General features: G+C 70.8%; 13 protein-coding genes. 8 read left to right on the top strand and 5 right to left on the bottom strand.

What is annotated here, in order from left to right; all coding sequences use genetic code 11:
• Positions 1 to 153: 153 nt before the first annotated feature.
• On the bottom strand, positions 154 to 927 hold the full coding sequence (gene pgeF, locus FHW73_RS10155) for a peptidoglycan editing factor PgeF (protein WP_183426599.1): 774 nt from the start codon (positions 925 to 927) through the stop codon (positions 154 to 156).
• A complete protein-coding gene (rluD, locus tag FHW73_RS10150; RefSeq protein WP_183426598.1) occupies positions 924 to 1,913 on the bottom strand; it encodes a 23S rRNA pseudouridine(1911/1915/1917) synthase RluD in 990 nt (329 codons plus the stop codon). The genes pgeF and rluD overlap by 4 nt, the downstream gene beginning before the upstream one ends.
• Positions 1,914 to 2,001: 88 nt before the next feature.
• Between rluD and FHW73_RS10145 the strand changes: the two genes are divergently transcribed.
• The 7 genes from FHW73_RS10145 to FHW73_RS10115 all read left to right on the top strand — a co-directional run bounded on the left by FHW73_RS10145 (position 2,002) and on the right by FHW73_RS10115 (position 9,981).
• The gene (locus FHW73_RS10145; protein ID WP_183426597.1) at positions 2,002 to 2,859 is read left to right on the top strand and encodes an outer membrane protein assembly factor BamD; all 858 of its coding nucleotides are present in this window, start codon (positions 2,002 to 2,004) and stop codon (positions 2,857 to 2,859) included.
• A gap of 66 nt (positions 2,860 to 2,925) precedes the next feature.
• The gene (locus FHW73_RS10140; RefSeq protein ID WP_183426596.1) at positions 2,926 to 3,852 is read left to right on the top strand and encodes a lauroyl acyltransferase; all 927 of its coding nucleotides are present in this window, start codon (positions 2,926 to 2,928) and stop codon (positions 3,850 to 3,852) included.
• On the top strand, positions 3,849 to 4,415 hold the full coding sequence (locus FHW73_RS10135; RefSeq protein ID WP_183426595.1) for a PH domain-containing protein: 567 nt from the start codon (positions 3,849 to 3,851) through the stop codon (positions 4,413 to 4,415). Before FHW73_RS10140 ends, FHW73_RS10135 begins: the two co-directional genes overlap by 4 nt.
• On the top strand, positions 4,402 to 5,952 hold the full coding sequence (locus tag FHW73_RS10130) for a PH domain-containing protein (RefSeq protein ID WP_183426594.1): 1,551 nt from the start codon (positions 4,402 to 4,404) through the stop codon (positions 5,950 to 5,952). Before FHW73_RS10135 ends, FHW73_RS10130 begins: the two co-directional genes overlap by 14 nt.
• 87 nt (positions 5,953 to 6,039) lie before the next feature.
• Positions 6,040 to 8,166, top strand: coding sequence for a TonB-dependent siderophore receptor (locus FHW73_RS10125; protein WP_183426804.1), 2,127 nt, complete (start codon positions 6,040 to 6,042; stop codon positions 8,164 to 8,166).
• Positions 8,167 to 8,170: 4 nt separating this feature from the next.
• Complete coding sequence (locus tag FHW73_RS10120) at positions 8,171 to 9,304, top strand: PepSY-associated TM helix domain-containing protein (protein ID WP_183426593.1); 1,134 nt, start codon at positions 8,171 to 8,173, stop codon at positions 9,302 to 9,304.
• 236 nt (positions 9,305 to 9,540) lie between these two features.
• Positions 9,541 to 9,981: a beta/gamma crystallin-related protein gene (locus FHW73_RS10115; protein WP_183426592.1), complete on the top strand. Its 441-nt coding sequence runs from the start codon at positions 9,541 to 9,543 to the stop codon at positions 9,979 to 9,981.
• Between the two features lie 27 nt (positions 9,982 to 10,008).
• Here FHW73_RS10115 and FHW73_RS10110 read toward each other — a convergent pair whose 3' ends face one another.
• On the bottom strand, positions 10,009 to 10,989 hold the full coding sequence (locus FHW73_RS10110) for a glycosyltransferase (RefSeq protein ID WP_183426591.1): 981 nt from the start codon (positions 10,987 to 10,989) through the stop codon (positions 10,009 to 10,011).
• 99 nt (positions 10,990 to 11,088) lie between these two features.
• Between FHW73_RS10110 and FHW73_RS10105 the strand changes: the two genes are divergently transcribed.
• Positions 11,089 to 11,838, top strand: coding sequence for a glycosyltransferase family 2 protein (locus FHW73_RS10105; RefSeq protein ID WP_183426590.1), 750 nt, complete (start codon positions 11,089 to 11,091; stop codon positions 11,836 to 11,838).
• Between the two features lie 111 nt (positions 11,839 to 11,949).
• Here FHW73_RS10105 and FHW73_RS10100 read toward each other — a convergent pair whose 3' ends face one another.
• Both FHW73_RS10100 and rsmB read right to left on the bottom strand, forming a co-directional pair.
• Entirely contained in the window at positions 11,950 to 12,783 is an 834-nt protein-coding gene (locus FHW73_RS10100; RefSeq protein WP_183426589.1) for a glycosyltransferase family 2 protein, read from the bottom strand.
• Positions 12,784 to 12,822: 39 nt separating this feature from the next.
• On the bottom strand, positions 12,823 to 14,121 hold the full coding sequence (gene rsmB / locus FHW73_RS10095; RefSeq protein ID WP_183426588.1) for a 16S rRNA (cytosine(967)-C(5))-methyltransferase RsmB: 1,299 nt from the start codon (positions 14,119 to 14,121) through the stop codon (positions 12,823 to 12,825).

Here is a 14,121-nt window from a genome sequence, read left to right as displayed (position 1 = left end):
CGCACGCGCAGCCGACGCCGGGCGGCTCGGACAGCAGACGCACAACGGACACGGCAGGACGATCGTCGGCAAGGTGGGGCGCATCCCGGAACCGGGACGCGCCGCCCACTGTATTGCGATCTCCGACTGGACGCCTGAACCGGTTGTGCGGACCTAGTCGCCGATCCAGGCGAGCGTCGCGATCCGGCCGCTGCGGCCGTCGCGCCGGTGCGAGAAGAACGCCGACGGCTCGGAGATCGTGCAGCGTCCGCCGCCGTGCAGGGCGCCCGGCCGCAAGCCCGCGGCGATCAGCCGGCGGCGTGCCAGCGCAAACAGGTCGACCCGCCAGTGGCCGGGACGGGTGGCGACGAAGGCCGCTGCCGCGCCTGCGTCCTGCCCGACGAAGGCATCGTGCACCTCGGCGCCGACTTCATAGGCGCGCGGGCCCGCCGCCGGGCCCAACCAGGCGCGCACATCGCCAGGCGGCGTGCGCATCGCGCCGAGCGTGCGTTCGAGCACGCCGGCCGCCAGGCCACGCCAGCCCGCATGCGCCGCGGCGACCTCACGGCCGTCGTCGGCAGCGAACACCACCGGCAGGCAGTCGGCGGTCAGGATCGCCAGCACGGTCCCGGGGACCGACGTCACCGCCGCATCGGCTTCGGGCTCGGCATCGATCGACTCGGCGCCGGTGGCCGGCCCATCGAAGCGCAACACCGTCGTGCCATGCACCTGGCGCAGCCAGTGCGGCGGCGACGGCAGCGCGAGCAGTCGCGTCAACGCGGCCCGGTTGCCGTCGACGACCGCCGGGTCGTCGCCCTCGGGCGAAGAGCGGTTGCCGAGATTGAACTGGTCGAACGGCGGCACCGACGCGCCCGCGCCATGACGCAGCGTGGTCCCGGCGCGCACACCCGGCGGCGCGGGCCAGTCGGCGGGCAGCCAGGCGCTCATCGGCGCGCCAGGTCGCCGTGCTCGGCGGCGTCGGCGCGAAGCGCTTTGAGCAGGGCCTGCATGTCGGCCGGCAGCGGCGCACTGCAGCGCACCGCTTCGCCGGTCGTGGGATGGCGGAACTCCAGCGTCTCGGCATGCAGCGCCTGGCGGCGGAAGCCACGCAGCATCGCCGCGGTCTCCTCCGACGCGCCCTTGGGCAGCTTCAGCGCGCCGCCGTACAGAGGGTCGCCGAGGATCGGATGGCGCAGATGCGCCATGTGCACGCGGATCTGGTGGGTGCGCCCGGTCTCGAGCCGGCACTCGAGTGCGGTATGCGCGCGAAACCGCTCGCGCAGACGGTAGTGGGTGACCGCCTCGCGGCCGTCCTCGCGCACGGCCATGCGCAGCCGGTCGCGTGGGTGCCGGTCGATCGGCGCGTCCGCGGTGCCGCCCGAGACCAGCGCCCCGACGACGACCGCCAGGTACTGGCGATGCACGTCGCGCGCCGAGAGCTGCTCGACCAGCGCGTTGTGCGCCTCGAGCGTGCGCGCGACGACCATCACGCCCGAGGTGTCCTTGTCGAGCCGGTGGACGATGCCCGCACGCGGCAGCGCGGTCAGTGACGGATCGCGGAACAGCAGCGCGTTGACCAGGGTGCCGTCGGGGTTGCCGGCGCCCGGGTGCACGACCAGGCCGGCCGGCTTGTCGATCACGAACACCTGGTCGTCCTCGTACAGCACCGACAGCGGGATGTCCTGCGGCAGCGCCTCGGTCTGGACGTCGAGGACGACGTTCAGGCGGACGGTCTCGCCGCCGACCACCGGGTTGCGGGGGCGCGGCACGGTCCCGTCGAGCAGGACATCGCCGGCCTTGATCCAGGCGGTGAGGCGGGAGCGCGAGAACTGCGGAAACAGCTCGGCCAGGACCGCGTCGAATCGGCGTCCCGCGGCGTCGTCGGGCACTTTGGCGGTGCGCTGGTCGGGAAGGTCGCTGGGGGCTGGCTGCATTGGACGGCTCGGATTCAGGCGTGGGCGACGGGCGCGGGGCCCGGACTGGTATTATCCGCGGTTCGTGCCCCGACCGCCCATCGCCTCCATGACCCCACGCCTTGCATCGACGACCCGCGCCCTGGTGTGCCTGCTGCTGGCTGTGCTGGTCGCCACTGGCTGTTCCCGCGGCAAGACCAAGGACGACGAGAACGAGGGCGTGCCGGTCACCGAGCTCTACGACAAGGGCCATGCATCGATGCGCATGGGCAACTGGAGCAACGCGGCGACGACCTTCCGCCGCCTGGTCGCCCAGTACCCCTACGGGCCGCATACCGAGCAGGCGCTGATCGAGATCGCCTACGCGCAGTACAAGATGGGCAACAACGAGGAAGCGATCTCCAGCATCGACCGCTTCATCCGGACCTATCCCACGCACCGCAACATCGCCTACATGTACTACCTGCGCGGGCTGGTGAACTCCAACCGTGACACGGTGTTCCTGCAGCGGGTGTGGAGCCTGGACAGCAGCCGCCGCGACCTGGCCTCGCCCAACCAGGCCTACGCCGACTTCAACACCGTCACCGAGCGCTTCCCCAACAGCCGCTACGCCGCCGACGCGCGTCAGCGCATGGTCGCGCTGCGCAATATGTTCGCGCGCCACGAGATCGAGACTGCGCTGTACTACCTGCGCCGCGGTGCGTACGTCGCCGCGACCGAGCGGGCGACCTACCTGCTGGAGACCTATCCGCAGAGCGAGTACCAGAACGATGCGGTCGCGGTGCTGGCGCTCGCCTACGACCGGCTCGGCAACGACACGCTGTCGGCCGACGCGCGCCGCGTGCTGGAGCGCAACGAACCCGATCACCCGTATCTGACCGGGTCCTGGCCGAACGAGCCCTGGCGCATCCGCCGCCTCAACCCGTTCGCGACCGAGCGCACCGCGATCGACAGCGACCGCGACTGACGATCCCAACGCCGCCCTCCAAGGCGGCGTTCTTCGTTCGGGGGCCCGGGCGCTTAAACTCCCCGGATGCCCGCCTTGCTCGCCCGCCTGCTGTACCTGCTCGCCACGCTGGTCGGCCTGTTGCCGCCTGTCGTGCAACGCGCGATCGCCAGCGCCGTCGCCACCCTCGGTCGCCTTGCCGGCAGCCGCGAAAGCCGCGTCGCGCTGCGCAATCTCGAACTCGCCTATCCCGAGCTTTCGCCCGACGAGCGCGAGGCCTTGCGGCGTGCGGTGCTGCGCACCACTGCGCTGCAGACGCTCGAGACGCTGCGACTGTGGACCCGCCGACCGGCGCAGAACCTGCGCATGATCCGCGAGCAGCACGGCGTCGGGCTGTTCGATGCGGCGCTGGCCTCGGGCCGCGGCCTGATCGTCGTCGCGCCGCACTACGGCAACTGGGAACTGCTCAACCAGTGGCTGGCCGCACGCACGCCGATCTCGATCCTCTACCGCGCCCCGGAATCGGCGGTCGGCGAAGCCTTCCTGCGGCTGGCGCGCGCACGCGCCGGTGACGACAGCCGTGTGACCCAGGTGCGCGCCGAAGGCCCGGCGGTGCGTCAGTTGTGGAAGACCCTGCGCGACGGCGGCGTGGCCGGCATCCTGCCCGACCAGCAACCCAAGGCCGGCGACGGCGAGTTCGTGCCGTTCTTCGGTCTGCCGGCGCTGACGATGACCCTGGTGCCGCGGCTGGCCGAACGCACCGGCGCGACCGTGCTCTACGCCTACTGCGAGCGCATCGACGACGGCCCCGCGTTCGCACTGCGCATCGAACCCGCGCCCGACGGCATCGCCGATGCCGACGTGCCGCGCGCGACCGCCGCGCTCAACGCCGGCGTTGAGCACATCGCCCGCCGCGACCCGGCGCAATACCAGTGGACCTACAAGCGCTACAAGGCGCGGCCGTCGGGTTCGCACGACGACAACCCCTATCTCGACCTGGAGCGCCGCCGATGACCCTGCCGACCGAGGGTCGCGACGACACGCCGGCCGATCCGTCGCCACAAACGTTGGTGACCAGTGCCGCGGCCCCGATCGAGACCGGCGCCTGGCAGCCGCTGCCGGTCGCCGCACGCACGCTGTCGACGATCACCGCATTGATCGGCACGTTGCTGCCGCTGGCGGCCCTGCTGGTGCCGGGGCTGCTCACGTTCGGCCGCTCGCCACTCTCGCTGGCTGCACACGCCGGCGCGCTGGTGCTGCTGCCGGCATGGACGGTGTGGATCGCACGGCGGCGTTGGCTGCGCACACGTTGGCGGCTCGACGACGATGGCCTGGGCATCCGCCGCGGGCACCTGTGGCGCAGCGACGTACGCGTGCCGGGCAACCGCGTGCAGCATCTGGACATCCGGCGCGGGCCGCTGGAACGCGCGTTCGGCCTGTCGACGCTGACCGTGCACACGGCCGGCACCCGCAACAGCGCGGTGGCGCTGTCCGGTCTGGATCACGCCCAGGCCGAGCGGCTGCGCGATGCACTGGCCGCGCGCGCAGCCCGCGACGACGACCATGACGACGCCTGAGCCGCCGCCGCTAGCGCCCCTGCCCCCTGCCGCAGGGCCCGGCGATGCCGAGCGCCGGCTGCACCCGGCCTCGTGGCTGTTCGTGCTGCTGCAGAACCTGCGCCAGTTCATCGTCCCGCTGATCGTGCTGCTGGTCGCCGGCCGGCGCGCAGACGACGGGCCGGCGTGGTTGCCGCTGATCGGCATCGGCACGCTGGTCGCGGTGTCGGTGTGGCAATACCTGACGTTCCGCTACCGCATCGCCGACGACCGCCTGGTGGTGCGCAGCGGCCTGCTCGAGCGCAGCGTGCGCCAGATCCCCTACTCGCGCATCCACAACGTCGCGATCCATCAGTCGCTGCTGCATCGCCTGGTCGGCGTGGCCGAGGTCCGGCTCGAGTCGGCCGGCGGCACCCGCCCCGAGGCGCAGATGCGGGTATTGCGCTTGCCCGAGGCGCTGGCGCTGGAGCAACTGATCCGCGACCGCGGCCGGACCGATGATGCAGGGTCGCCGCAGCCGGCGTCGGCGGCCACGCCCGGCGACACCCTGCTGGCGCTGTCGACGGCCGAGGTCGTCAAGCTCGGGTTGATCTCCAATCGCGGCATGATCGTCGTCGCCGGTGCGCTGGCGCTCGCGTTCCAGGCGCTGCCCGACCGCACCGCGGGACGCTGGCTCGTCGAGGGCGGGCGCGAGGCGTTCGGTTACGCCAACGCCTTCGCCGCGACCTGGATGGCCAAGACGCTGGTACTGGCCGGCGCGGTGGCGTTGGCGCTGCTGGCGATCCGCGCGTTCTCGGTGGCACTGGCGCTGGTGCGCTACCACGGCTTCCGGCTGCTGCGGCAGGGACGGCGACTGACTGTCGAGCGCGGCCTGCTGAGCCGGTCGCGCAGTTCGGTGCCGCGCCGGCGCATCCAGGCCTGGACGCTGCGCGAAGGCGTGTTGCATCGGCTGTTCGCGCGGCGCACGCTGGAGATCGACACTGCCAGCGCACGCGGCAGCGACGGCCAGGGGCAGCAGGACGGCCGCGGGCTCGATGCGCTGGCGCCGATCGCGACCGCGGCGACCTGCGACGCGATCGTGCGCGATGTGGCCGCGCTCGCCCATTGGCCGCCGACGCACTGGCAGCCGCTGCACCGCCGGGCCTGGCTGCGGCTGGCACTCGGCGCGTGGTTGCCGACCACCGTGCTGTGCCTGGTGCTGGGCTGGTTCTTCGGCCGCTGGGGCCTGCTCGGGCTGCTGTGGCTGCCGTGGTCGGCGTTCGTCGCGCATCGCCATGCGGCCCGCGCCGGCTATGCGATCGATACCGCCATGGTCGCGGTACGCGAGGGCTGGTGGCGCCGGCACTGGCGCTTTGCCGAGATCGGCAAGCTGCAGGCGGTGGAACTGCGCCAGTCACCGCTCGACCGTTGGACCGGCATGGCCGCGCTGTGGCTCGACACCGCCGGTGCGCAGCCCCTGGCACCGCCATTGCGTTTGCGCTTCGTCCCGCTCGCCGAGGCCGAACGCCTGCATGCAGCGCTGTCGCGCGAGATCGCCCGGCGACCGCTGCGCTGGTAAGCGGGACCGCACTCCATTCAAAATGAGAATGGATGTCATTTATACTGGGCGACTGCCTCCCGACGCCCCAGGCCCCGCGTGCCTTCGATCCCTCGCTTCCGCCCGCTCACCAGGTGGCTGATCGCCGCCCTTGCCGTCCCCTCTCTGGCCGCCGCGGCCGAGCCGCCGCAGGCCACCGACCTTGACGCAGTGCACGTCGTCGGCCGCGCGCAGGCGCTTTACCGCAGCGACGATGCCGCGGTCGCGACCCGCACCGGCACGCCGCTATCGCAGGTCCCGGTCTCGGTCCAGGTCCTGCCGCGCGAACTGATCGACGACCAGGCCGCCTACGAAGTCACCGATCTGTACCGCAGCATCAGCGGCGTGAGCTTCTTCAGCTACGCCGGCGTCACCCTGCGCGGCTTCCGCCAAGAGAACGTGCTCTACGACGGTCTGCGCGGCGACCCCTACGCAGGCTTCTCGGTGCCGCAGTTGTTCAACATCGAACGGCTGGAAGTGCTCAAGGGGCCGGCCGGCGCGCTCTACGGCGGCGGCGAGCCCGGCGGGATCATCAACTACGTGACCCGCAAACCGCAGCGTCGGGCGTTGCGCCGGGTCGAGCTGGCGGCCGGCAACGCCGCGTTTGCGGCCGGCTCGTTCGAAGCGACCGGCCCACTGTCCGATCGCGTGCGCTACCGGGTCGGCATGCATGCCGACGGTGACGAGGGCGTGCGCTGGAACGCCGACAGCGAGAGCCGGATCGGCGATGCGTCGCTGGCCTTCGACATCGGCGACACCGGCGAGCTGACGCTGCAGGTGACCGACATCGAGCAGAACCTGGGCGGCAACCGGCTGCGCGGCGTGCCGGTCGACGACAACGGCGTCTTCCTGACCGATCGCCGCTGGAACCACAACGAGGCGACCGACTTCCTCGACATGGACGCACGCGTGGCGCTGGTGCAATACCGCGCTTCGCCGTCGGCGGACTGGGACGTGGACCTGTCGGCACGCTGGTTCGAGAACGGCGAGCACCAGATCTACCACGAGCCGATGGGGCTGATCGACCGCGACGGCGACGGCCGCGCCGAATGGATGACCCGGCAGTTGCGCAACCAGTTGCGCGACAACGAAGGACTGACGGTCGCCGGCAACGCGGTCTGGCGCTTCTCGACCGGCGCACTTGGCCACACGCTGCTGTTCGGGGCCGATGGCTATCGGCTGGATGCCGACTTCAGTGCGCAGACCGCCAACAGCGCCGATCTCGCCCGTGGCGCTGGCCCAGTGCCGGGCATCGACCTGGACGCACCGGTCTACGGCCGCAGTGGGTACTTCGACTATGGGCTCGACGCCCTGCCCTGGCGCAGCACCCGCACACGCGGCTTGCGCTACGGCGGCTACGTCCAGGACGAGATTGCGATCACGCCGAACTGGCAGCTGCTCGCCGGGCTGCGCTGGGACGGCTTCGAGGACGAGGACCGCCTCGGCGGCAGCCGGGTCGAGGGCCGCGATCTGAGCTGGCGCCTGGGCAGCACGGTCACGTTGCACGAGGGCATCAACGCCTATGCCAACGTCGCCAGCGGTTTCCTGCCGCAGGCCACGTCCAACCAGGACCCGGCAGCGGGCGGCCCGTTCGACGCCGAACGCAGCCGGCAGTGGGAGGCCGGGCTCAAGACCGCGCTGGCCGACGGCCGCGTGACGCTCGGCACCGCGCTCTACCGCATCGAGCGCAGCAACATCGTGCAGGCCACCGGCGAGATCGTCGACGGCGTCAACCAGCTCGCCCCGCTGGGCCTGGTACGCAGCGAAGGCCTGGAGGTCGACCTGCTCGCCGACCTGACCCCACAGTGGGTGCTCAACATCGCCTATGCCTATAACGACGCCCAGGTGATCGATGCCGGCAGCAACGGCATCGTCAATGCCGCCGGCGACCGCTTCGCCAATGCGCCGCGCAACAAGCTCGGCGTGTGGACGCGCTACGACCTGCCGGCGCTGGCCTCGGCGATCGGTTTCGGCCTGGATCACACCGGCGAGCGCCTGAGTCTGGACGGCCAGCGGGTCAAGCCGTACACCGTCTTCGATCTGAGCTGGCAGACGCACTGGCAGCGCTGGAAGTTCCAGGCCAACGTCAAGAACCTGTTCGACAAGGTCTATGCGGCCAGCGGCTTCACCGAGCGCACCGGCCATTTCCCCGGCGAGCCGCGGCGGCTGTACCTGCAGGCTGCGTACACGTTCTGAGCCGATGCCCGCCGACGCACCCGCCCATCGCCAGCGCCCACCCGCCGCCGCGAAGAAGACCGGCGGCCGCCGGCTGTGGTTCGACCTGCACAGTTGGGTCGGACTCAAGCTGTCGCTGCTGATGGGCTTCGTGTGCCTGACCGGCACGTTGGCGACAGTGTCGCAGGAGATCGACTGGCTGGTCTTTCCCGAGGCGCGGGTGGCGCCGTCCAGCCAGCATGCGAGCTGGGGCACGTGGGTGGCTGCGGTGCAGCGCGCCTATCCGGCGTGGACGCTCGAATCGCTGGCCGCCCCGCACGCATCGCGCTTCGCCGCGCGCGCGGTGATGCGCCTGCCCGACGGCGAGCGTCGCTTCGTCTGGGTCGATCCGGGCAGCGGCCGGGTGACCGGCGACACCCCCTGGTTCAACGCCCAGCGGATCCTGCGCAACACCCATCGCCATCTGATGCTGCCGCTGAAGATCGGCGTGCCGCTGGTGGCGGCGTTGTCGCTGCCGCTGCTGCTGTCGCTGGCCACGAGCCTGGTCATCTACAAACGCTGGTGGCGCGGATTCGGCGTCTGGCCGCGCGGCGACCGGCCCCGCCGGCTATGGGGCGATGTGCATCGACTGGCGGGTGTCTGGAGCCTGTGGTTCATCGCGCTGATCGGGCTGACCGGCGGCTGGTATCTGGTCGAATCGCTCGGCGGCGACGCCGGGCCCGCGGCGAAGATCGCGCTACCCGAGGCTCCCACCCCAGCGCCCGCCGATCCGGCGGCGATCGACCGCGCGATCGCCGAGGCGATGCGACGCTGGCCACAGTTGCAGATTCGCGGCGTGCACGAGATTTCGTCCACATCGCTGCTGGTCGACGGACAGGCGCAGGCCTGGCTGGTGCGCGACCGTGCGAACGCGATCGGGTTCGATCTGCGCGACGGCACGGTCACCGGCCTGCGTGACGGCCGCGACATGGGCCTGCACCAGCGCATCGCCGAACTGGCCGACCCCTTGCACTTCGGCACCTTCGGCGGCTGGCCGGTGCGTTGGCTGTGGTGCGCGTTCGGCGCACTGCTGACCGCCCTGTGCGCGACCGGTGTCTACCTCTACGGCCTGCGCGTGGCCGATGCCCTGCGCTCGGCGCAGCGCCGGAGGCCGACGTGAAGTCGCCCGGCCCCTGGCGGACCGCCTGGCGCGGCATGGGTCACTGGCGCTGGGCGTGGCTGGCGCTGCTGGTGCTGTGGGCGGTGCTGCTGGCGGATGCCTTGCGGACGGTATAGCCAAGCAACGGACGCTGACCGCGGCGCATCCGGTGGCGCTCGCGTCGGATTCGGCCAGCCATTCTTCAGCTGGGCGTGGCTAGGGTGTGCTCGCCCGACACCCCATTCGAAGGACCCATCATGTCAGCAAGTCTTCGCACCGCACTTGTACTTGCAGCGCTGTCCCTTGTCGGTACGGGCACCGCGCAGGCGTTTCAGGATGGCGATCGCCGTGGATATGACCATCGTCACGAGCGTGACGATCGAGACGAGCGCTGGGGACGCGAACGACGCGATCGGCGTTCCGACCGCTACGGCCCGTCGATCACGGTGTACGAACACGCCGATTTCCAAGGCCGCACGCAAACATTCAGTCGCGGCATTCGCGATATGCGAAGTGTCGGCATGAACGACATGATCAGCTCGGTCGAGGTGCGCGGCGCATGGGAAGTGTGCGAGCACGCGGATTTCCGCGGCCGCTGCGAAATCATCGATCGGGATGTACGCAATTTCGAGCGCATGCGCATGAACGATCAGATCTCGTCGCTGCGGCCGGTCGAGTCTCGCCGACGCGGTTGGTAACCCATCCCCGCCGACCCGAGCCTCACTTCATCGACGCGTGGCGCCTGCAATCGCCAGGCATTGCGGTACCAGCGTGTTGCGGAAACGGGCATCGCGGTCCAGGAAGCGTCGACGCGCGCCGGCGCGCCGGCGTTCCAGTTCGGCGTCATCGAATGCCAGCGCCCGGGTCACCCCTGATTCGATTGCAGCGACATCGACGACGAATCGTTCTGCCAGCCCTTCGGGGATACGCACGCTTGGCGTGAGCAGTACACCGTCATCAGCCGACACCAGCTCGTTCATCGGCGCGCCATCTGTCGTCAACACGATTGCACCGACGGACATCGCCTCGTTGAGGTAATGCCCAAAGCCCTCCATCTCGGACGGACACAGGTGGAAGAGGCTCGCGTTCTGCAACTGGCGCAGTTCGTCCGCCCCCAGGTACTCGAGTCGGTGCGAGACGTTCGCAAGCGCCATCCGCCTGACTGCAGTCTTCGGGTTCTGCACGACCACCAGTTGCGGCCACTCGGGGTGCCGCTCCCAGGCGTCGAGCACGACCTGGGTGCCCTTCGCGCTGCTTCTGCCGGCCAGGTGGAAGAACTGACGCACGCGGGCGACCCCGGGATCGAAGACATCGTCGCTGGTGAACCCGATCTCGCGCACCTCGCAGCCCAGGGCCGCGAAGGCGTGTGCACCATGCTGGGTTTTGCACAGCACCGCATCGAAGCGGGGCAAAAACCGCTGCCAGGCAGGCTGGAACCACTCGGGATTGGGGATCAGCAGGTTGCAGTCCGCCAATGACAGGAACCGGTGATACACGCGTTCGAGGAAGATCTGCATGTCCACGCGCCGGCCCAATGCATGCCGCACACGGTGTCCGATCTCCATGCAGCGATCCAGGGTCCGATTGCCGCCGTAGGCGACGACCTCCACCGCATGCCCGGCGTCCCGGAACAAGGCCGCGACCAGCGCCATATCCCGGCTGAGTCCGACCCCGTTGTCGCGGGAAATGATGCGGATGTTCGCCATGCCCTGCCGGTTCACTGAGGATCGAATCGAGACAGGATGCATGATGCGCCCTGGCAATGCGATTCTAGACAATCGCACTTACCTCGATGTGCCTGCCCTATGTCCGCCCCGCTTCCCCTCTCCGGCGTCGTCATCACCCGCAACGAGGCCGACCGCATCGGCCGCTGCCTCGATTCGATGCGCGGGCTGTGCGCAGAACTGCTGGTCGTCGATTCGGGCTCGACCGACGACACGGTCGCGGTTGCAGCCGCGCACGGCGCCCGGGTCGTGCACCAGGACTGGCTGGGCTACGCCGCGCAGAAGACCTTCGCCAACACGCTGGCCACGCACGACTGGCTGCTGCTGCTCGACGCCGACGAATGGCTTTCGCCCGGCACCGCGGACACGATCCGCACGCTGTTCGCCGACGGCCGCGTCGAGCAGGCCGATGCCTGGCTGCTGACCCGCCGCAACTGGTTCCTCGGCCATCGCCTGCGCGGCGGCGAACCGATGGAACGGCTGGTGCGCGCCGGCTGGTGCTACCTGCCCTCGCAGGTGCACGAACGACCGGATCTCGCCGGCAAGACGGTGCGCGCGCTCGCTGCCGACTTCGAACACGACACCTCGCGCAGCCACGCCGAGCACGTCGCCAAGCTCTCGCGCTACGCCCAGCTCTGGGCCCAGCAGCGCTTCGACGCCGGCAAGCGTGCCGGTGCCCTCGACGGCCCATTGCACGCCGTCGCCTATCTGCTCAAGCAGTACCTGCTGCGCGGCGCCTGGCTCGACGGCGCCGCCGGCTGGCGCTTCCACCGCGCCCAGGCCGGCTACGTCCTCGAAAAATACCGCCGTCTGCGCGCACTCGCCCCCTGAAAACCGGGGTCAGAGTCGTATTTCCAAGGCAGCGTTTTGCGCCAACCTCAGGCATTCCGGGAGGAAATACGACGCTGACCCCGGTTTAGGAAAAGGACTCTGACCCCGGTTTCAGGGGGGTGGGCCGGGGATGAGGCCGTAGTCGGTCCAGGTGCGGCGGCCGGCTTTCACGGCGTCGCGGATGGCCTGGTTGGCGGCCTTCATTTCGGGCTTGACGTAACCGCGGGCATGGTCGAGGTGCACGCACACCGCCGAGAAGCGGATCTGCTTGCCGGTCACGCCGGCGTTGGCCAGGCGTTCGCCCAGTTCCAGGTCCTCGCCGCCGTAGGTCATGCGCTCGTCGAAGCCGTTGACGCGGACCAGGTCGGCCTTCCAGCCCGAGGCGTTGTTGCCGGCCCAGCGCGGCGGCGTCGGGGTGACGGCGTTGAGCAACCGCTCGCGCCAGCCAGGCCGTGCCCACAGCTTGAGCGAGCGCTTGTTGCGCGGCAGACCGTTGGCCTTGAGCCAGTGCAGATCGGTATGCAGACCGCGCACGATGACCTCACGGTCGATCTTCAGGCTCACGTCCATCGGCAGCTTGCAGTAGCCGCCGCCCAGGTAACGGCCCGGCTCGCGCAGGCGCAGGTGCTGGGAGACGAAATCGGCCCGCGGCACGCAGTCGCCGTCGGAGAAGATCAGGTAGTCGGATCGGGCGTCCTCGATCCCACGGTTGAGGATGGTGCACTTCCGGAAGCCGGCGTCCTCGTGCCAGACATGCCGCAGCGGATACGGCAGCGTCGGCGCCATCGCCTCGAGCATCTCGCGCGTCGCCGGGCCGGAGCCGTCGTCGGCGACGACCAGCTCGAAATCCAGGCGGTCCTGCTGCGCATAGCCCCACAGACAGCGTTGCAGCCAGTCGGTGTTGTTGTAGGTGCTGATGATCAGGCTGGCGGCAGGCGTCGTCATGCCGGTGATTCTAAGCGAGCGCCTGCGCGGCCGCGGTGCTCAGTGCCCGCGGCGCAGCCGCGCGTAGAAGAAGCCGTCCATGCCGTCTTCGCCCGGCAGGCGCTGGTGGCCGGCACCGGTATCGCGGCCGAAGCCCGCGTCCAGCGGCTGCACTGCGAAGTCCGGATGCCGGGCCAGGAACGCCTCGACCTGCGCGGCATTCTCGCGCCGCAGGATCGAGCAGGTCGCGTACAGCAGCACGCCGCCGGGCGCGACCGTCGGCGCCAGTGCGTCGAGCAGGCGGGCCTGCAGCGCCACCAGCGCCTCGAGATCGGACGCACGCCGGTGCAGCAGCACGTCGGGCTGGCGACGCACGACGCCGGTCGCCGAGCACGGCGCATCGAGCAGCACCGCATCGAACGGCGTGCCGTCCCACCAGCGGCCCACCTCGAGGGCGTCGACCGTGCGAAGCGACGCCTGCTCGCCCACGCCGAGCCGGGCGAAGGTCGCGGCGATCCGCGCCACGCGCGGCGCGGCGACATCGAGCGCGGTCAGCCGCAGCGCCGGATCGCGCTCGAGCAAGTGGGCACTCTTGCCGCCAGGCGCGGCGCAGGCGTCGAGCACGCGCGCCCCCGGGGCCGGCGCCAGCGCGGCGGCGACCTGCTGGGCCGAGCCGTCCTGCACCGAAAACAGACCGCCGGTGAAGCCGGGCAACGCGGCCACCGCAAATGGCGCATCGACCCGCAGCGCATCGGGCAGCCCCGGAAACGCGACCGCCTCGACGCCCGCCTCGGCGAGCGCGGCGATGCAGGCCGCGGGCGTGCTGCGCCGACGGTTGACCCGCAGCCAAGTCGGCGCCTGCGACGCGCTGGCCTCGAGGATCGCCTCCCAGGCATCCGGCCAGTCCTCGCGCACCTGCGCCAGCAGCCAGGCCGGCCACCCGTCGCCGGGCGCCGGCGGCGGCAGGCCGTCGCGCTGGGCCCGGCGCAGCAGTGCATTGACGAGCCCGGCCTGGTGGCTGCGGCCCATCGCACGCGCGGCCTCGACCGTCGCCGACAGCGCAGCATGCGCCGGCAGACCGAGCGGATCGAGCTGGGCGAAGCCCACATGCAGCAGCGCACGCAGCGAGGCGTCGCGACGTGGCAGCGGCCGCGGGATCCAGGCCGCGAGCGCGCGGTCATAGCGGGCGGCACCGCGCAGCGCGCCGAAACAGATCGCCTCGAGCAAGGCGCGATCGCGCGGATCGGCGAGCGTGGGCAGCGCCGTGGCCAGCGCGGCCTTGAGCGAGGTACCGCGGTGTGCGACCGCATCGAGCACCTGCGCGGCCTGCACACGGACGGTGGCGCCGGGCGCGCCCAT

It is taken from the genome of Luteimonas sp. RC10, assembly GCF_014192745.1.
Taxonomy (GTDB): Bacteria; Pseudomonadota; Gammaproteobacteria; order Xanthomonadales; family Xanthomonadaceae; genus Luteimonas.
The sequence above is the reverse complement of the archived record's forward strand: the minus strand, read 5'-3'. Positions and strand labels throughout refer to the sequence as shown.